General features: G+C 42.5%; 15 protein-coding genes and 2 tRNA genes. 13 read left to right on the top strand and 4 right to left on the bottom strand.

Translation table 11 applies throughout. The features are described 5' to 3' along the window. The first annotated feature begins 24 nt into the window (after positions 1-24). Positions 25-1,614, top strand: a complete 1,590-nt coding sequence (prfC, locus tag OCV27_RS12305; protein WP_125323091.1) for a peptide chain release factor 3 — start codon at positions 25-27, stop codon at positions 1,612-1,614. Positions 1,615-1,690: 76 nt separating this feature from the next. Here prfC and srmB read toward each other — a convergent pair whose 3' ends face one another. Together srmB and OCV27_RS12295 are read right to left on the bottom strand one after the other, a co-directional pair. Beyond that, a complete protein-coding gene (gene srmB, locus OCV27_RS12300) occupies positions 1,691-2,923 on the bottom strand; it encodes an ATP-dependent RNA helicase SrmB (protein WP_125322548.1) in 1,233 nt (410 codons plus the stop codon). 90 nt (positions 2,924-3,013) lie between these two features. Beyond that, positions 3,014-3,727 carry a tRNA1(Val) (adenine(37)-N6)-methyltransferase gene (locus OCV27_RS12295; RefSeq protein ID WP_125322547.1) on the bottom strand — a complete coding sequence of 238 codons (714 nt, stop codon included), beginning with the start codon at positions 3,725-3,727 and terminating at the stop codon, positions 3,014-3,016. Positions 3,728-4,023: 296 nt separating this feature from the next. Here OCV27_RS12295 and brnQ point away from each other — a divergent pair, with 296 nt between their 5' ends. The 12 genes from brnQ (at position 4,024) to truB (ending at position 16,138) form a co-directional block, all read left to right on the top strand. Beyond that, the gene (gene brnQ, locus OCV27_RS12290) at positions 4,024-5,337 is read left to right on the top strand and encodes a branched-chain amino acid transport system II carrier protein (protein ID WP_125322546.1); all 1,314 of its coding nucleotides are present in this window, start codon (positions 4,024-4,026) and stop codon (positions 5,335-5,337) included. Between the two features lie 161 nt (positions 5,338-5,498). Continuing rightward, positions 5,499-6,597, top strand: a protein-coding gene (prfB, locus tag OCV27_RS12285; RefSeq protein ID WP_125322545.1) for a peptide chain release factor 2 whose coding sequence is annotated in 2 segments (ribosomal slippage) — positions 5,499-5,573 and positions 5,575-6,597 — 1,098 coding nt in all. Because the reading frame shifts where the segments join, the coding sequence is not laid out codon by codon here. Between the two features lie 41 nt (positions 6,598-6,638). Next, entirely contained in the window at positions 6,639-8,159 is a 1,521-nt protein-coding gene (gene lysS / locus OCV27_RS12280) for a lysine--tRNA ligase (protein ID WP_125322544.1), read from the top strand. 328 nt (positions 8,160-8,487) lie between these two features. Next, entirely contained in the window at positions 8,488-8,991 is a 504-nt protein-coding gene (locus OCV27_RS12275) for a GNAT family N-acetyltransferase (RefSeq protein ID WP_125322543.1), read from the top strand. Between the two features lie 213 nt (positions 8,992-9,204). Next, a complete protein-coding gene (gene secG / locus OCV27_RS12270) occupies positions 9,205-9,540 on the top strand; it encodes a preprotein translocase subunit SecG (RefSeq protein WP_125322542.1) in 336 nt (111 codons plus the stop codon). A gap of 31 nt (positions 9,541-9,571) precedes the next feature. Further along, positions 9,572-9,655: transfer RNA gene (locus tag OCV27_RS12265), tRNA-Leu, on the top strand. Positions 9,656-9,709: 54 nt separating this feature from the next. Then, positions 9,710-9,786: transfer RNA gene (locus OCV27_RS12260), tRNA-Met, on the top strand. A gap of 208 nt (positions 9,787-9,994) precedes the next feature. After that, a complete protein-coding gene (gene rimP, locus OCV27_RS12255) occupies positions 9,995-10,450 on the top strand; it encodes a ribosome maturation factor RimP (RefSeq protein WP_125322541.1) in 456 nt (151 codons plus the stop codon). A gap of 24 nt (positions 10,451-10,474) precedes the next feature. Next, positions 10,475-11,962, top strand: coding sequence for a transcription termination factor NusA (nusA, locus tag OCV27_RS12250; protein ID WP_125322540.1), 1,488 nt, complete (start codon positions 10,475-10,477; stop codon positions 11,960-11,962). 21 nt (positions 11,963-11,983) lie between these two features. Beyond that, positions 11,984-14,674 carry a translation initiation factor IF-2 gene (gene infB / locus OCV27_RS12245; RefSeq protein WP_125322539.1) on the top strand — a complete coding sequence of 897 codons (2,691 nt, stop codon included), beginning with the start codon at positions 11,984-11,986 and terminating at the stop codon, positions 14,672-14,674. Positions 14,675-14,777: 103 nt separating this feature from the next. After that, the gene (rbfA, locus tag OCV27_RS12240; protein ID WP_125322538.1) at positions 14,778-15,191 is read left to right on the top strand and encodes a 30S ribosome-binding factor RbfA; all 414 of its coding nucleotides are present in this window, start codon (positions 14,778-14,780) and stop codon (positions 15,189-15,191) included. Then, complete coding sequence (gene truB, locus OCV27_RS12235) at positions 15,191-16,138, top strand: tRNA pseudouridine(55) synthase TruB (RefSeq protein ID WP_125322537.1); 948 nt, start codon at positions 15,191-15,193, stop codon at positions 16,136-16,138. The genes rbfA and truB overlap by 1 nt, the downstream gene beginning before the upstream one ends. 62 nt (positions 16,139-16,200) lie before the next feature. Here truB and OCV27_RS12230 read toward each other — a convergent pair whose 3' ends face one another. Both OCV27_RS12230 and OCV27_RS12225 read right to left on the bottom strand, forming a co-directional pair. Further along, positions 16,201-16,629 carry a DUF1499 domain-containing protein gene (locus tag OCV27_RS12230; protein ID WP_125322536.1) on the bottom strand — a complete coding sequence of 143 codons (429 nt, stop codon included), beginning with the start codon at positions 16,627-16,629 and terminating at the stop codon, positions 16,201-16,203. A 108-nt stretch (positions 16,630-16,737) separates the two neighbouring features. After that, complete coding sequence (locus OCV27_RS12225) at positions 16,738-18,150, bottom strand: FAD-dependent oxidoreductase (RefSeq protein WP_125322535.1); 1,413 nt, start codon at positions 18,148-18,150, stop codon at positions 16,738-16,740. Between the last annotated feature and the right edge of the window lie 13 nt (positions 18,151-18,163).

The raw sequence follows: 18,163 nt of genomic DNA, 5'->3' as shown, positions 1-18,163 counted from the left end.
GCCCATACTTAAGAAGATCCTTTGATGTCAAATACAGCATTTACGGGCGAAGTTTCTAAACGTAGAACATTCGCTATTATCTCTCACCCCGATGCGGGTAAGACCACCATTACTGAAAAAGTATTACTTTTTGGGCGTGCGATTCAAACTGCCGGGACGGTCAAAGGGAGAGGCTCAGCCCAGCACGCAAAGTCTGACTGGATGGAGATGGAAAAAGAGCGCGGCATCTCGGTGACAACATCGGTGATGCAGTTTCCATACAACGAATGCTTGGTGAACCTGCTCGACACTCCAGGGCACGAAGATTTTTCGGAAGATACTTATCGGACCCTTACTGCAGTCGATTCATGCCTTATGGTAATTGATTCAGCAAAGGGTGTCGAAGATCGTACTCGTAAGCTAATGGAAGTTACTCGACTGCGTGATACCCCTATAGTTACATTCATGAATAAGCTTGATCGTGATATACGTGATCCAATGGAGCTATTGGATGAGGTCGAAAGTGAGTTGAGAATTGCTTGTGCTCCTATTACTTGGCCAATAGGGTGCGGTAAAGAGTTTAAAGGTATTTACCATATTAAACGGGATGAGACGATTCTCTACGCCACGGGGCATGGGCATACCATTCAAGATAGGCGAGTTATTAAAGGTCTGGATAATCCAGAATTGAACCATGCGGTTGGAGATGAGTTAGCTCAACAGCTGCGTGAAGAACTTGAACTTGTTATTGGTGCCTGCCCTGAATTTGATCAAGAGCTTTTTCTTGCTGGAGAACTTACCCCAGTCTATTTTGGTACAGCATTGGGTAACTTTGGTGTTGATCATATGCTGGATGGTTTAACTGAGTGGGCACCTGCACCTATGTCTCGCCAAGCAAATGAACGTAAAGTTGAAGCATGCGAAGACAATTTCTCTGGCTTTGTGTTTAAAATTCAGGCAAATATGGACCCTAAGCACCGCGATCGAATTGCTTTTATGCGTGTTGTTTCAGGAACCTATAAACAAGGTATGAAGATGAACCATGTTCGTCTTGGGAAACAAATCAATATTTCTGATGCCGTTACTTTTATGGCTGGTGATCGCTCAAGAGCAGAAAATGCCTATGCAGGTGATATTATAGGGTTACATAATCATGGAACTATCCAGATTGGTGACACTTTCACTCAGGGTGAAGCATTAAAATTTGCAGGGATCCCGAACTTTGCGCCAGAGCTATTTCGTCGTATCCGACTTAAAGATCCACTCAAACAGAAACAGTTATTAAAAGGTCTGGTGCAGCTGTCTGAAGAAGGGGCAGTACAGGTTTTTCGTCCACTGCAAAATAACGACCTAATAGTCGGAGCTGTTGGTGTTCTTCAGTTTGATGTCGTGGTTGCACGATTAAAAGCTGAATATAACGTAGAAGCTATCTATGAGGGTGTTAACGTTGCAACTGCACGTTGGGTAGAGTGTGATGATGTTAAAACCTTAGATGAATTTCAGCGAAAAAATCAAGTAAATCTAGCACTTGATGGGGGAGATAACTTGACATATATCGCACCGACTATGGTTAACCTCAATTTAGCAAAAGAGCGTTTCCCTGATGTGGAATTTCGTGCGACTCGTGAGCACTGATCACTGCCATATTTTCAAACTATGAAAATGTAAAAGGTATGTACCATGGTGCCTACCTTTTACATATCTGTTGCTTTTATTTTTTATTTTTAGAGGGTTTATTTTTAGTTTTGATTTGAGATTTTTTCTTGTCGTCTTTTTTCTTTTTCTTAAACACAGGCTTTTTGTGTTTTGGTCGAAGTTCTTTAATAAATCTTTCTTTAATCTCTTCTTTCACGTAACGAGCGACACGTTCCATCATAGATTGGTCATGGGCTTCAATGATTGAGATGGCATTACCTTTTTTACCCGCGCGTGCAGTTCGGCCAATACGGTGTAGGTAGACATCAGCACTACGTGGCATATCATAATTGATGACATGGCTGATATCTGGTAGATCAATACCACGAGCGGCAACATCTGTGGCAATCAGTATGTTGACTGTACCATCACGAAAACGTGATATCGCATTATTACGACGATCTTGGGGCATTTCACCTTGAATCCAAGCGCATTGGATATTGTCTTTTTCAAGTTCTGAACGAAGATCTGCCAATCGTTCACGAGTTTTGACAAAGATAATAGTTCGCTCTGCTTGCTCAGTCAGAATATTTTTTAGAAGTGCGAGTTTGTGTGTTAGGTCATCCGCACGATGATACCATTGAGCTATTTTCTTCCGTTCACGACGTGAAGGGTCTGCATCAATTTTGGCAGGCTCCTTGAGCAAATCCGCAGTGAAGCCTTCTACGCCTTTACCTTCTAAAGTGGCAGAAAATAGTAAAGTCTGTTTACGCCAACGGCACTCGGAAGATAGGCGATCGACTATTGGCGCAAAACCCATATCGAGCATGCGGTCGGCCTCATCTAAGATAAGCCATTCGATAGCTCGACAATCAAAGCGCTCTGCTTCAATGTATTCCATTAATCTGCCAGGGGTCGCAACGACGATGTCTTGCGTTGTAGAAAGGATATTGGCATGCTCTTGGTATTGAACCCCACCAGTAATAGTGAAAATATTCAAGTTAGCATGTTTTGCCATACAACGAGCTTGTTCGGCAACTTGCATTGCTAATTCACGTGTAGGGGTGAGAATTAAAATACGTGCAGGGCCTGGTTTACGGCGGGGGAAATCATGCAGGTATTGTAATGCTGGAAGTACAAAAGCCGCGGTTTTACCCGTGCCAGTTGGTGCTGACGCTAGAATATCCTTGCCATCTAAAGCTTGTGGAATAGATTCAGCTTGAATCTGAGTTGGGCGATCAAAGCCCATTTCTTCTATTGCGATGAGCAGGTTTGGATCGAGATCTAGTTCAGCAAAATTTTTGATCACTCTGGTATCTCCACAAACTGGTAAGTGAGAACAATAAAGTCGAAGGAAAGTATTATAGAGACTTCGGTGATAAGGATCACACCTTAATTTCTACATCTTGAGATAAAACGCCTGAGTAAGGGTAATAAACTCGTCAGTATAAAGCTTATTTTTCCGAATGATTAGTTGCTGAGTTTCTGATTTTACATCTGTTTGCGTCAGTTGTATGAGTAGGCGATGAGTCGGCTTTTTATTTGTAGGGCGAACTTCACATAGTTTGGCTAAATGCCAGCCAAGTTTCTGTGCTTGGCTAATGAAGCTTCTCCCTTCAATTTCAGGAAGAATAAACCATGCATGGCCTTCTTTAGTGATTAGGTTGAGACATTGTTTTAGCAAAGCTTGATGGCTGAGAGTTAAAGTGTGTCTAGCAATGGCACGTTCTTTTGTTTTAGCCACTTCGCCATTGTTAAAATAAGGGGGATTACAGATAATTGCGTCATATTTATGTTGAAATGGAAAAGTTAATACGTTACCTGACAGCAGGTTTAAACGAGTATGCCAAGGAGACTGTAGGAAGTTGTTCTTTGCCGCTAAAAGAGCTTGCCTATCAATTTCAATTGCATCAATGTAACAGTCATTATTTTTCTGAGCACACATTAAAGCGAGCAATCCAGTTCCTGTACCTATGTCTAAGATCCTTGCTGATATACCTATCTCACACCAAGCACCAAGTAATACACTATCTGTACTCACGGGCATTCCTGAGAGTCCTCTAGTTACCTTAAATTGCTTGAATGCAAAGTCTTTAGTTTGAGTATTTTTCATTTTCTTCTATTCACAACTACATACTGAATGATTGTTTCTTATTTGTGTTTTTTTTGTTTGTTATTTGTTATATTTACTCGTGTTATCTAACGATATTATTGTCTTATTTTTATTTCTAAATTAGTCAATAATGCTATTGATAACCCTTATTTATAAATTTATATGGTGTTCTTGTCCCTAGGCTTGCAGATAAGAGTGTGTTTCGTCATTATTCGCGTCCAAATTTATAGACTGGGTAACCTGTTTGGATAGCTCAGCATACACAACATCAATCACAAATAGTTAAAGGGTCTCTTGTGAATCAGACTTTAAAATTAACAGATATTATTGCTTTAGGCTTTATGCTTTTCGCGTTCTTTTTAGGTGCCGGTAATATAATATTTCCGCCACAGGCAGGCCAGTTAGCAGGTGAAAATATGATGCCGGCTATGATAGGCTTTCTCGTAACTGCAGTGGGTCTCCCTCTTATTACAATTGTTGCTATTGCAGTCTCCGGTGGCTCGTGGGAGTGTCTTACTCAAGACTTACCTAAACGTGCTGCTATGCTGATGGCCGTATTAATCTTTATTATCATTGGCCCAGCTTTCGCAGCGCCGAGAACGGGGCTTGTTGCTTATGAAATGGCAGTTAAGCCATTTTTTGTAGAGGCCACTGAGGTACATTTGGCTCTGTTCTCTATGCTATTTTTTGCCGTCGCGATGTTTTTTGCTTGGTCGCAGGGAAAATTGATCGATGTTATCGGTAAAATATTAACCCCAGTATTGTTTATTGGCTTGATTATTTTAGCACTGGCAGTGTTCGTTGACCCACAAGGTTCTATGTTATTTGCTCAAGGTGAATATCTAAGTCATCCGTTGCAAAAAGGTTTTCTTGACGGTTACAACACCATGGATACCTTTGGTTCACTCATGTTCGGTGTTTTGATTGTTGATGCTCTACGCCAGAAGGGGATCACAGAACAAAAAGCGACAGCTAGATACCTTATCAGTGCTGCATGTATTGCGGCTGCTGGCTTAGCTTTTGTTTATATATCTCTTTTCTATTTAGGCGCTACTAGCTCTGCGATAGCATCAGGTGCGGATAATGGCGGCGTTATCCTGAGCCTGTATATCCAATCTCTATTTGGTCCTTACGGCCAAGTTGTGTTGTCAGTTATTGTGTTACTTGCTTGTTTGACAACCGCGATAGGTCTTATTTCAGCGTGTTCAGACTACTTTAGCTCTTTGACTCCTGTATCATATGAAAGGTGGGTCATAATAATTGGTGTTGCTTGTGCTGTGGTTGCGAATGTCGGTTTGTCTCAATTAATCACATTATCTGTACCTGTGCTCTATGCTCTTTACCCAGTGGCCATTGCGCTTGTTGGACTCACATTTGTTCGCAAGCTTCTGCCTAATCCAAAACTTGCGTATCGAACCGTACTGGCTGTATCACTTCTTTTTGCTTTGGTTGACGCAGCTAAAGTTGCTGGGGTGGATGTGTCTGCATTTAATGTTTTACCTATGTTTGATCTTGGTATGGGATGGTTACTGCCAACTCTCGTCACTATGGTATGCATGTTCTTTATTGGTAAGTCAGAGCAGCCGACTATAAATAAAGAGGCGGCGTAACTCCCTAGTCTTTTAAGCTTAAAATCCTCCTGCTTGGCTTAACTTTGTAGGGGGATTTTTTGTGTACGGACTCGCGTTTCACTTTCAAAAAACCCTGTATCTTCATCACACTTTTCAGTACAATCTTTCGGTTAAATTCTACTCATAAATGTTGAGCAAACATGTTTGAAATCAATCCAATTAAAAACCGCCTTAAGGACGTGTCTGAGCGCACGAATGTCCTGAGGGGGTACCTTTGACTATGACGCTAAGCAAGAGCGCCTTGAAGAAGTCAACGCAGAACTAGAGCAACCTGATGTCTGGAATGAACCTGAGCGTGCGCAGGCATTAGGAAAAGAAAGAGCGTCTCTTGAGGCGGTTGTGGAAACAATAGATCAGCTTGTTCAAGGTGTTGAAGATGTTGACGGCCTACTCGAGCTCGCTGTAGAAGAAGAAGATCAAGAAACTTTTGACGAGATTGAACCAGAATTGGCTGAACTAGAGGGTAAGCTTGAAAAGCTTGAGTTTCGCCGTATGTTCGCCGGTGATCATGATGCTGCCGATTGCTATATTGATTTACAGTCAGGCTCTGGCGGCACAGAGGCGCAAGACTGGACATCTATGATGCTGCGCATGTATTTGCGTTGGGCTGAAGCGAAAGGATTTAAGACTGAAGTTATAGAGGTATCAGACGGTGAAGTCGCGGGCCTTAAAGGTGCTACCGTTAAGGTTTCAGGCGAATACGCCTACGGATGGTTGAGAACTGAAACAGGTGTTCATCGTTTGGTCCGTAAATCACCATTTGATTCAAGTGGGCGACGTCATACGTCGTTTGCTTCTGCTTTTATTTACCCTGAAATTGACGATAATATTAAGATTGATATTAATCCATCCGATCTTCGCATTGATGTTTATCGCGCATCGGGTGCAGGTGGCCAGCACGTAAACACCACTGAGTCAGCAGTACGTATTACGCACGTTCCAACCAATACGGTTGTTCAATGTCAAAATGATCGCTCTCAGCATAAGAATAAAGATCAGGCTATGAAGCAGCTTCGTGCCAAATTATTTGAACTAGAAATTCAAAAGCAAAATACTGAAAAACAAGCTAATGAAGATGCGAAATCAGATATTGGCTGGGGCAGTCAGATCCGCTCATATGTTCTAGACGACTCGCGTATTAAAGATCTGCGTACTGGCGTTGAAAACCGTAATACTCAAGCGGTTCTCGATGGTGATTTAGACAAATTTATCGAAGCTAGCCTGAAATCAGGTCTGTAAGCTTTTTACCGACATTCAAGCGAAACAGGATACATCGAACAATGACTGATGCTGTTCAAAACGAAAACCTACAAGAAGAAAATAAGCTGATTGCTGAGCGCCGAGCTAAATTGGATCAAATCCGTAAAGAGTGCAAGGCGAATGGACACCCTAATGATTTTCGCCGTGATGCACTAGCGGGCGATCTACAAAAACAGTTCGGTGAAAAAGCTAAAGAAGAGCTAGAAGAGCTGAATCATGTTGTGGCAATTACCGGCCGTATCATGGCTAAGCGAGGCCCTTTTTTGGTGATTCAAGAAACCTCTGGCCGTATCCAAGCTTATGCTGCAAAAGATGTGCAGAAAGATCTGAAAACTAAATATCAAGGTCTAGATATTGGCGATATTATCGGTGTTAAAGGCGCATTGCATAAATCAGGCAAGGGTGACCTTTACGTTAATATGGAAGAGTATGAATTGCTTACCAAGGCGCTTCGGCCTCTTCCTGAAAAATTCCACGGACTTACTGACCAAGAAATGCGTTACCGTCAGCGTTATGTGGATTTGATTGTTAACGAAGATTCTCGTCAAGCGTTTATTATTCGCTCTAAGCTGGTTTCATCTATCCGTAACTTCATGAGTGCGAAAGGCTATTTAGAAGTAGAAACACCTATGATGCATGCTATCCCTGGTGGTGCTACGGCTCGTCCTTTTATCACACACCACAATGCTCTGGATATTGATATGTATCTACGTGTTGCGCCAGAGCTATACCTCAAACGCTTGGTCGTTGGTGGTTTTGATCGCGTTTTTGAGATCAACAGAAACTTCCGTAATGAAGGACTATCACCACGGCATAATCCAGAGTTCACTATGATGGAATTCTATCAAGCGTATTCTGACTATAAAGATCTCATGGATCTTACTGAAGAAATGTTGAGTACCGTAGCAATGGATGTTTTAGGATCAACCTCTATGCCTTATGGTGATGAAACAGTAAAGTTTGGTGGCACATACGCACGTATGAGTATGTTTGAAGCAATAAAGCGCTACAATCCAGATCATGCTGAGATCCAAGCGTTAACGGATGAGAATCTACAAAATCGTGAAAAAATGGTTTCTATCGCGAAATCTGTACATGTTGAAGTGGAGTCATTTTGGACATGCGGCCAATTGCTGGAAGAGATTTTTGGTGAAACCGCTGAACCACAGTTAATTCAGCCTACTTTCATTACAGGCTATCCAGCAGATATCTCACCACTTGCTCGTCGTAGTGATGATAACCCATTTTTTACTGATCGCTTTGAGTTCTTTATCGGTGGGCGTGAAGTGGCAAATGGTTTCTCGGAACTTAATGATGCTGAAGATCAAGATGCACGTTTTAAGGCTCAGGTTGATGCAAAAGATGCTGGCGATGATGAGGCTATGTACTACGATGCAGATTATATTGCTGCTCTAGAACATGGTTTGCCACCAACAGCTGGCCAGGGTATTGGTATTGACCGTCTAGCAATGTTGTTTACTAATACGCATACTATTCGCGATGTCATTTTGTTTCCAGCTATGCGTCCTCAATCTCAGTAGAGATGTTGGAAGCTGACTAAAGTTAGTTGTTTACAAGGCTGATATTGTATCGGCCTTTTTTAGACCTAGTGTGCCGTAACCTTTAACTCCATACTCTCTAGTTTGATATATTCGGTCAAATTATTGGGTGTTTGTGCCAAAAAAACCTAAATAATTTTATTTTTCAATTTAATTGCTTTATTTATTATTAATTACCGTGTTAAAAGTGGTTTGGTAGTTAATGTGAAGGTGTGAAAAGTGCATAAACCGTTGCAAACTTTTTTGAATCATCTGGCGGATTGCGTTTATTAAGAGGTACAATTACTCATAGTGTAAAGTGAGGTGGTTAATGCTTATTAGAACAGAAGCTCCGGCAGATATTCTTGCCGTTGATAGGTTACTTAAATCTACTTTTGAGACAGAATCTGAAGCAAATTTAGTGATGAGGCTAAGAGAAAATGGTTGCAGAACTCTATCATTAGTTGCTAGCGATGATGAGGGACAAATTATAGGTTATGTGATGTTTAGTCCTGTTAGGCTCAATGGTGATGATTTAAATTGGCAAGGCCTTGCTCCATTAGCTGTGCACGCTGATTACCGACGGCAAGGCTTGGCAACTGAGCTTATAAAAGAAGGCTTAACATCACTTAAAGAATTTGGTTATCCTGCGTGCGTTGTGCTCGGCGACCCTAATTATTATTCACGTTTTGGGTTTGAGGCGTGTGAAAAGTCCGGTTTTTCATGTCAGTGGGAAGTGCCCACTGGTGCATTTCAAGTGTTAGAGCTGGCCGAAAATGAGTTTGTTAATCGTGGTGGTCTTATCGAATACAGCTCTGAGTTTTCAGCGCTTTAAGCTAATAGCTAGGATGAATAAATTGGAAGTGTCCACTTTTGCCCTTTTTTTGAGCGCTTAATAGCTCTAAAGCCATTTTTTTTTAAATTCTACTTGTCAGCGTAATAACCTTTCGTTAGTATTGCTCGGCCTTCGATAAGGGGGTCGCTAGCCTTGTTCTGAAAGTAATTTCGAGCGGCGCTGGCTCAACAATTTGGAACATAGGTGGAAACAATGTTTACAGTTCTACTTGTGATTTACCTGTTGGCAGCGGTTGGTGTGATCGGACTAGTGCTGATTCAACAAGGTAAAGGCGCAGATATGGGAGCCTCATTCGGTGCTGGCGCATCAAACACAGTGTTTGGCGCAGGCGGCTCAGGAAATTTTCTAACCCGAATGACTGCAGTTTTTGCAACAGTTTTTTTTGTACTCAGCTTAGTGTTAGGTAACATGTCAACTCATAAAACTGAATCTCAGTGGGTTGACCCGACTCAAGGTCAAGTTATTCAACAAGCTGATGATGCAGCGAGTGAAGTTCCAGCCCCAACAGGCAATGAAATTCCTCAATAAGCTACTTTCTAGCTAAAGAATAGAATTAGCTGCCGAGATGGTGAAATTGGTAGACACGCTAGCATGAGGTGCTAGTGCCTTAGGTGTGAGGGTTCGAGTCCCTCTCTCGGCACCATGTTTACAAACTTGTAAAACACCTTGGAGAGCGTATAATGCTTGACAAGTCGGACGCGGGGTGGAGCAGCTTGGTAGCTCGTCGGGCTCATAACCCGAAGGTCGTCGGTTCAAATCCGGCCCCCGCAACCAATCCTTATGGGATAAGCAAGTTTGCACAGTGGCTTTATGCAACTGTGAGTTAGGTAAGTCTGATTATCTAACGTATAAGGGTCCAGCATCAAAAAACCCCGACTTTCGGGGTTTTTTGTTATCTAAATATCTCTATTTGAGATAGTTAGAAGTTGCTTGGAATTTAAATTGGGCCCTGAGCCCTTTTTTTGTTTCTGGAGTGGTTTAAATGACTGGTTTAGAAAGACAACTTACTGAAATGCTTGAAGCTCCGGTTGTAGCATTAGGCTATGAGTTAGTTGGATTAGAATTTATTCGCGCAGGCGAACATTCGACGTTACGTATCTTTATTGATCATGAAGATGGAATTACAGTTGATGGTTGTGCAGAAGTTAGCCGTCAGGTAAGTGCAGTAATGGACGTTGAAGATCCGATCACAGTGGCTTACAACCTTGAAGTGTCTTCTCCAGGTTTAGAAAGGCCACTTTTCAAAGCAGAACACTATGAACAATTTATTGGTCACGAGGTCAGCATTGTTTTGAAAATGTCTGTAGGTAATCGTCGTAAATGGAAAGGCATTATCCATTCTATTGAAGGTGAAACAGTCACAGTTAATATTGACGGCAATGAAGAAGAGTTTGCTTTGAGCAATATTTCAAAAGCTAACCTCATCCCTAAATTTTAATTGAAGTCTTAGAGGCTATTTAAAATGAGTAAAGAAATTTTAGCGGTAGCAGAAGCGGTATCGAATGAGAAAGGGGTACCTCGTGAACGTATTTTTGAAGCCCTAGAAGTCGCTTTGGCGACATCTACTAAAAAAAAGCACAGTATTGAAATTGATGTACGAGTTGCTATTGATCGTAGAACTGGTGAGTTTGACACTTTCCGCCGCTGGTTGGTGGTCGAGGAAGTAGAAAGCCCAACGAAAGAGATTTCTTTGGAAGCTGCGCAGTATGATGACGAATCAATGGAATTGGGCGATTTCATGGAAGATGAAATCGAATCAGTTACATTTGATCGTATTACTACGCAAACAGCGAAACAAGTAATCGTACAGAAAGTGCGTGAAGCTGAGCGTGCGCAAATCGTAGAGCAGTTTATTGATAATGAAGGTGAACTGGTAACAGGGGTAGTGAAAAAGGTAAACCGAGACACTATCATCCTAGATTTAGGTAATAATGCTGAAGCCGTGATCCTACGAGATGATCAACTTCCTCGTGAAAACAACCGTCCGGGTGACCGCGTTCGTGGCCTTTTATATCGTGTAGCCCCAGATGCTCGTGGGTTCCAACTATTCATCACGCGCTCTAAACCAGAAATGCTAATTGAGCTTTTCCGGGTGGAAGTGCCTGAAATAGCAGAAGAAATTATTGAGATGAAAGCGGCTGCTCGTGATCCTGGTTCTCGAGCAAAGATCGCAGTTAAGACGAATGATAAACGTATTGATCCCGTTGGCGCCTGTGTTGGTATGCGTGGTGCGCGTGTTCAAGCAGTATCGGGGGAGTTAGGCGGTGAGCGTATTGATATTGTGCTTTGGGACGATAATCCAGCGCAATTGGTTATCAATGCAATGGCCCCTGCTGATGTAGCTTCTATCATCGTTGATGAAGATGCTCATGCTATGGATATTGCAGTCGAAGCAGATAATCTTGCACAAGCCATTGGTCGTAATGGCCAAAATGTACGCTTGGCATCTCAGCTTACAGGCTGGGAATTGAACGTTATGACAGTAGAAGACTTACACAAGAAACATACTGAAGAGTCTCAAACGTCTATTGAAAACTTCATGAAGTATCTAGATATTGAAGAAGACTTCGCACAAATGCTAGTGGAAGAGGGTTTCTCTTCGCTTGAAGAAATCGCCTATGTACCAGTTAATGAGTTACTTGAAGTTAATGGTTTAGATGAAGACTTAGTTGAAGAACTACGAAATCGCGCTAAAGATGCTTTAACCACACTAGCCTTGGCTCAAGAAGAGTCTTTTGATGGTCTTGAACCTGCCGAAGACTTATTAGCTTTAGATGGTTTGGAGAGAGAACTGGCTTTTAAACTTGCAGCTAAAGGTGTTATCACACTTGAAGATCTTGCTGATCAGGGTATTGATGATTTGGAAGGGATTGAAGACCTTGCCGAAGAGCGTGCTGGTGAGCTTATTATGGCAGCACGTAATATTTGTTGGTTCGGTGAAGATGAATAAATTCAGCAAGGAGAAAGTGTTATGACACAAATTACTGTTAAGGCTCTTAGTGACGAAATTGGTACGCCAGTTGACCGCTTATTAGAGCAACTTGCTGATGCTGGTATGGCAAAAGCAAGTGCAGACCAGGTGAGCGAAGAAGAGAAGCAAACACTTCTGACACACCTTAAAAAAGAGCACGGTGACACCTCTGGTGAAGCTGAGCCTACTCGTTTGACTCTACAGAGAAAAACTCGCAGCACACTAAGTGTGAATGCTGGTGGTGGAAAGAGTAAAGATGTTCAAATTGAAGTTCGCAAGAAACGAACTTATGTGAAGCGCAGTATTATCGAAGACGACGCTAATCGTGAAGCTGAGGAAGCAGCAAATCGTGAAGCCGAAGAGCTTGCTAAGCGTGAGGCTGAAGAAGTAGCAAAACGTGAAGCTGCAGAGAAAGTACAGCGTGAGGCTGAAGAAAAAGCGAAACGAGAAGCGGATGCAAAACGTGAAGCTGGAGAAAAAGCTAAACGCGTACAAGCTGATAAGGCTAAGAAAGACATGAATGCAAAAAGTGCAGAATTGACCGTGCAAGTGAAAAATGAAGCAGACGACCTAAAACGTCGTCAAGAAGAAGAAGCTCAGCGTAAAGCTGAACAAGAGGCGGCAAAACTGGTCGAAGATGCTCGTAAACTAGCTGAAGAAAATGAAGTTCGTTGGAGTGAAGAAGAGCAGAAGAAAAAGGAGCTAGAAAACTCTGATTACCATGTGACAACTTCAACATATGCCCGTGAAGCAGAAGATGCTGCTGATCGTCGTGAAGAAGGTGGTCGCCGTAAGAAGAAGAAAGCTTCTGGAGCCAAAACTGAAGAACAAAACCGCAATGCTCGCAACCAACGTGGTGGCAGAGGCCGTAGCAAAGGTAAGCTAGCCAAGCCTGCTTCGATGCAACAGGGCTTTGATAAGACAGCAACGGTTGCTAAAGCCGATGTTGTGATTGGGGAAACTATCGTAGTTTCTGAACTGGCTAATAAAATGTCAGTCAAAGGCACCGAAGTCATCAAAGTGATGATGAAAATGGGTGCAATGGCAACAATTAATCAAGTTATCGATCAAGAAACTGCTCAGCTGATTGCCGAAGAAATGGGCCATAAAGTTACCCTGCGTAAGGAGAACGAACTAGAAGAAGCCGTACTATCTGATCGTGATAACAACTCTGAATCTGTTCCTCGCGCACCGGTTGTTACTATTATGGGTCACGTAGACCATGGTAAGACATCTACACTTGATTACATCCGTAAAGCTCATGTTGCGTCAGGTGAAGCAGGTGGTATTACTCAGCATATTGGTGCCTACCACGTTGAAACTGACAACGGTATGATTACCTTCCTTGATACTCCTGGACACGCGGCGTTTACTGCAATGCGTGCACGTGGTGCACAAGCGACTGATATTGTTGTACTTGTAGTGGCTGCTGATGATGGTGTTATGCCACAAACAATTGAGGCGATTCAACATGCGAAAGCAGCTGAAGTACCGCTAATTGTTGCTGTAAACAAGATCGATAAAGAAGATGCTAACCCAGATAACGTGAAAAACGAGCTGGCCCAATATAATGTTATTCCTGAGGAGTGGGGTGGTGAGAACATGTTTGTTCACATTTCTGCTAAGCAAGGTACCAACATTGAAGGCCTGCTAGAGACGATCCTTCTTCAATCTGAAGTTCTTGAACTAGCAGCAGTTGAGGAAGGCATGGCATCTGGTGTGGTTGTTGAATCTCGTCTAGATAAAGGACGCGGTCCAGTTGCAACTGTATTGGTACAGTCTGGTACTTTGAACAAAGGCGATATCGTTCTATGTGGTCAAGAATACGGCCGTGTACGTGCAATGCGCGATGAGAACGGTCAAGAAGTGACAACCGCTGGTCCTTCTATCCCTGTAGAGATTTTAGGTCTTTCTGGAGTTCCAGCTTCTGGTGATGAAGCAACTGTAGTTCGCGATGAGCGTAAAGCACGTGAAGTGGCGAACTACCGTCAAGGTAAATTCCGTGAAGTGAAACTTGCTCGTCAGCAAAAAGCGAAACTAGAGAATATGTTCTCGAATATGACAGCTGGTGAAGTCGCTGAATTGAATGTTGTGCTTAAAGCTGATGTTCAGGGTTCTGTAGAGGCAATCTCAGATTCGCTAGTGAAACTTTCTACCGATGAAGTTAAAGTGAATATTGTTGGTTCTGGTGTTGGTGGTATTACTGAGACTGACGCAGTATTAGCTGCAGCTTCTAATGCAATTCTGCTTGGTTTTAACGTACGTGCAGATGCAACTGCTCGCCGTACTGTTGAGAATGAAAACCTAGATCTGCGTTACTACTCAATTATTTACCAATTGATTGATGAAGTGAAACAGGCTATGGGCGGAATGTTAGCACCTGAATTCAAGCAAGAGATTATTGGTCTTGCTGAAGTTCGAGATGTATTTAAGTCACCTAAGCTTGGCGCTATTGCGGGCTGTATGGTCACTGAAGGATTAATTAAGCGTAATAATCCAATTCGTGTTCTTCGTGATAACATTGTTATCTACGAGGGTGAGCTTGAATCACTTCGTCGCTTTAAAGATGATGTTCAAGAAGTTAAGAGTGGTTACGAATGTGGTATCGGCGTTAAGAACTACAATGATGTACGCGTTGGTGACCAAATCGAAGTATTCGAAATCATTGAAATAAAACGTACTCTTGATTAATTGACTAAACCAGCTTTGAAAAATAAGTGGTAATTGGTTGTTGAATACGCCATGGGGGGCTGGTTATGACCATCCCCCCATTCTTTCTAATAAGAGCAAAGATATGTCAAAAGAATTTAGTCGGACGCAGCGCGTTGCACAACAGCTGCAAAAAGAATTAGCAATGCTTCTACAAAGGGAAGTTCGTGATTCACGTTTAGGCATGGTGACTATTTCCGATGTGGAAGTATCACGTGACCTAGCTTATGCAAAAGTATTTGTGACCTTCTTGTGTGTAGGTGAACAAACTCCAGAGTCATGCCTTATGGCATTACGTGAGCATGAAGTGCACATTCGCATGATGCTGGGTAAGCGTATTCGTCTGCGTTTAACTCCAGAAATTCGTTTCCATTACGATAATACTCTTGTTGAGGGTATGCGGATGTCGAATCTAGTGAGTGAGGTTATTAGCGAAGATAAACGTAAGCAGCAAGACGCTGGCCGTGAAGATAGCAATCCAGAAGAGGGCAGTGCTTAATGGCTCGTCGTCGTAAAGGTCGTCCAATTAATGGTGTTGTCCTTTTGGATAAACCTACAGGTATTTCATCTAATGATGCATTGCAAAAAGTAAAGCGTATTTACTTTGCAGAAAAAGCAGGTCATACCGGTGCTCTGGATCCCCTAGCGACAGGTATGTTGCCAATCTGCCTTGGTGAAGCAACGAAGTTCTCTCAGTTTTTGTTAGATTCTGATAAACGTTATCGAGTGATAGCGAAACTAGGTGAGCGTACAAATACCTCTGATTCTGATGGCGAAATTGTTGAGACACGCTCAGTTAATGTACCTCTCGAAAAATTAGAAGCTTGTATTGATAGGTTTCGTGGCGAATCTGACCAAGTCCCTTCTATGTTTTCCGCCTTGAAATATCAAGGTAAACCACTTTACGAATATGCTCGTAAAGGTATTGAAGTACCTCGTGAAGCTCGCAAGATAAAGGTATATGAAATTATCCTTCATCGCTTTGAAGGCTGCGAAGTTGAGATGGAAATACACTGCTCAAAAGGGACGTATATCCGCACCATCGTTGACGATCTTGGTGAAATGCTTGGTTGTGGAGCTCACGTTACCATGCTCCGCCGCACTGGTGTTGCTAACTATCCTTATGAAAAAATGGTCACAATAGAGCAATTGAGTGAGATTTTAGAGCAAGCACAGCACGATGACGTTGCTCCCAAAGAACTTCTTGACCCTCTATTATTGCCTATGGATACTGCTGTTGAAGATTTACCAGAGGTGAATCTAAATGCTGAGCTGACCGATTTGGTCCAACATGGTATGCCAGTTCAAGTCTTTGGGGCGCCTGATGGGACAGCACTGCGAATGACATCCGGTGGTCAGCGGACTTTTATTGGAATAGCAGAGTTAAACGATGACGGCAAGGTCGCACCTAAGAGATTGGTGGTTTTTCGTAATGAAGCTGAGTAACTGAAATCAGATAGATAAAAACCGAAGTCTATGCTTCGGCTTTTGCCTGAAATCAGTGCTATTTAAAAAATTATATTGTTCTCTTTAAGTAATGCTCTTAATTGGTTTGCACGTTTTCGATTAACACCAAAGTCTGAATATCCGATACGAGATTCCGATCTTACTATTAAAGTTTCACCCTCAATTCTCAGTTCGAGATCGTCTGTAAAGCGCATAATTCTTGATGTGCATTCAATCCGTAGATAACCGTCTTGCTTAGCAGCAAGCTTTGCTCCGGATAATTGCAGAGCAGTTTGTTCAATTGTGTTTAAATTAGCGTTTTTTGTCAGAATATAGGGTTTTAGGTTATGTGTATCCCTATCGTCTTGCGTGGAGACGCAATTAGGTTTATCCCCACAAGGCGATAAAGTGCGATCTGTCATGGTTTGAACTCCTTGGCTGCAAGCGGTTAATATTAGTAGCGATACACTTAAAAGAGTGCTTTTTGTCATTCACCGTATCCTTAATAGCTGTCGATTAATTACTGAGAGCTTAACTTACCCTATAAAAAAGGGCTGACGTTAAAACGTCAACCCTCTTGATTCGTTTGTGCTAGCTGGTTAGATTTCGAGATAATCAAGGATACCTTCAGCAGCCTTACGCCCCTCGTCAATTGCTGTGACGACTAAATCTGAACCTCTTACCACATCACCGCCAGCAAAAATCTTTTCATTGGTAGTCTGGTATTGGAATGTTTGAACTTCAGGAGCTTTGATGCGACCCCATTGGTCGAGATCAACACCGAAAGGTGTCAGCCATTTCATCTGGTGCGGCTGGAAACCAAACGCCATTATAATCGCATCTGCTGGCAATATATGCTCAGATCCTTGAACTGGTTCAGGTTTTCTACGACCTAAACTATCTGGTTTGCCTAACTCAGTTTTTATAACCTTTACACCCGAAACTCTACCTGAAGCGTCGACTTCGATTGCTAGTGGTTGGAGGTTAAACTGGAATTTGACACCTTCTTCTTTGGCGTTTTTAACCTCACGTCGTGAGCCTGGCATGCTCTCTTCATCACGTCTATAAGCGCAAGTAACACTTGAAGCTCCATGACGAATTGATGTCCGTACACAATCCATTGCGGTATCACCTCCTCCTAGTACGACGACCTTTTTATTGGCCATATTGATAAAAGGCTGAGTGCTATCGAGTTCCATAACGTTATAGGCATTGGATATGAGGAAAGGCAGAGCGTCATAGACGCCGTTGGCATCTTCATGTTCTAGATTTGCTTGCATGTATTTGTAAGTACCTACACCTAGAAACACAGCATCAAAATCATCAAGCAACTGCTGCATTTTTATATCTTGGCCTACTTCAATGTTTAGACGAAATTCCACACCCATATCGGTAAAAATTCGGCGGCGATTCTCCATGACACCTTTTTCTAGTTTAAAAGAAGGAATGCCAAAGGTGAGTAGGCCACCGATTTCTGGATAGCGATCAAATACCACAGGCTTAACACCATTACGCACAAGTATGTCTGCTGCAGCGAGTCCGGCAGGGCCAGCTCCAATAATAGCGACTTTTTTATCTGTCCACTCCACTTCAGACATGTCCGGTTTCCAGCCCATTTCAAATGCTTTGTCTGTAATGTATTTTTCGATATTACCTATGGTGACAGCTCCAAAGTCATCATTCAAAGTACACGACCCTTCACACAGCCTATCTTGTGGACAAACACGGCCACATACTTCTGGTAAGCTGTTGGTTTGGTGTGAAAGCTCAGCAGCTTCTATAATTCGGCCTTCATTGGCAAGTTTTAGCCATTGGGGGATGTAATTATGTACTGGACACTTCCACTCGCAGTAGGGGTTGCCACAATCTAAACATCTATCTGCCTGTGCGGTTGCTTGTTGTTTTGTAAAAGGTTCATATATTTCAACGAACTCGATTTGACGTACTTTAATTTGCTTTTTGGCAGGATCTACACGGTTTACGTCAATGAATTGATATACGTTTTGGCTCATGATTCAGACATCC

This window comes from Vibrio pectenicida (assembly GCA_024347015.1).
Classification (GTDB): Bacteria; Pseudomonadota; Gammaproteobacteria; order Enterobacterales; family Vibrionaceae; genus Vibrio; species Vibrio pectenicida.
This window is presented reverse-complemented; position numbering and strand designations above follow the sequence as displayed.

Coding starts and splice junctions, on each gene's coding strand:
- prfC (WP_125323091.1), top strand. CDS start 25: ATGTCAAATACAGCATTTACGGGCGAAGTTTCTAAACGTAGAACATTC.
- OCV27_RS12295 (WP_125322547.1), bottom strand. CDS start 3,727: ATGAAAAATACTCAAACTAAAGACTTTGCATTCAAGCAATTTAAGGTA.
- lysS (WP_125322544.1), top strand. CDS start 6,639: ATGACTGATGCTGTTCAAAACGAAAACCTACAAGAAGAAAATAAGCTG.
- OCV27_RS12275 (WP_125322543.1), top strand. CDS start 8,488: ATGCTTATTAGAACAGAAGCTCCGGCAGATATTCTTGCCGTTGATAGG.
- secG (WP_125322542.1), top strand. CDS start 9,205: ATGTTTACAGTTCTACTTGTGATTTACCTGTTGGCAGCGGTTGGTGTG.
- rimP (WP_125322541.1), top strand. CDS start 9,995: ATGACTGGTTTAGAAAGACAACTTACTGAAATGCTTGAAGCTCCGGTT.
- nusA (WP_125322540.1), top strand. CDS start 10,475: ATGAGTAAAGAAATTTTAGCGGTAGCAGAAGCGGTATCGAATGAGAAA.
- infB (WP_125322539.1), top strand. CDS start 11,984: ATGACACAAATTACTGTTAAGGCTCTTAGTGACGAAATTGGTACGCCA.
- rbfA (WP_125322538.1), top strand. CDS start 14,778: ATGTCAAAAGAATTTAGTCGGACGCAGCGCGTTGCACAACAGCTGCAA.
- truB (WP_125322537.1), top strand. CDS start 15,191: ATGGCTCGTCGTCGTAAAGGTCGTCCAATTAATGGTGTTGTCCTTTTG.
- OCV27_RS12230 (WP_125322536.1), bottom strand. CDS start 16,629: ATGACAAAAAGCACTCTTTTAAGTGTATCGCTACTAATATTAACCGCT.
- OCV27_RS12225 (WP_125322535.1), bottom strand. CDS start 18,150: ATGAGCCAAAACGTATATCAATTCATTGACGTAAACCGTGTAGATCCT.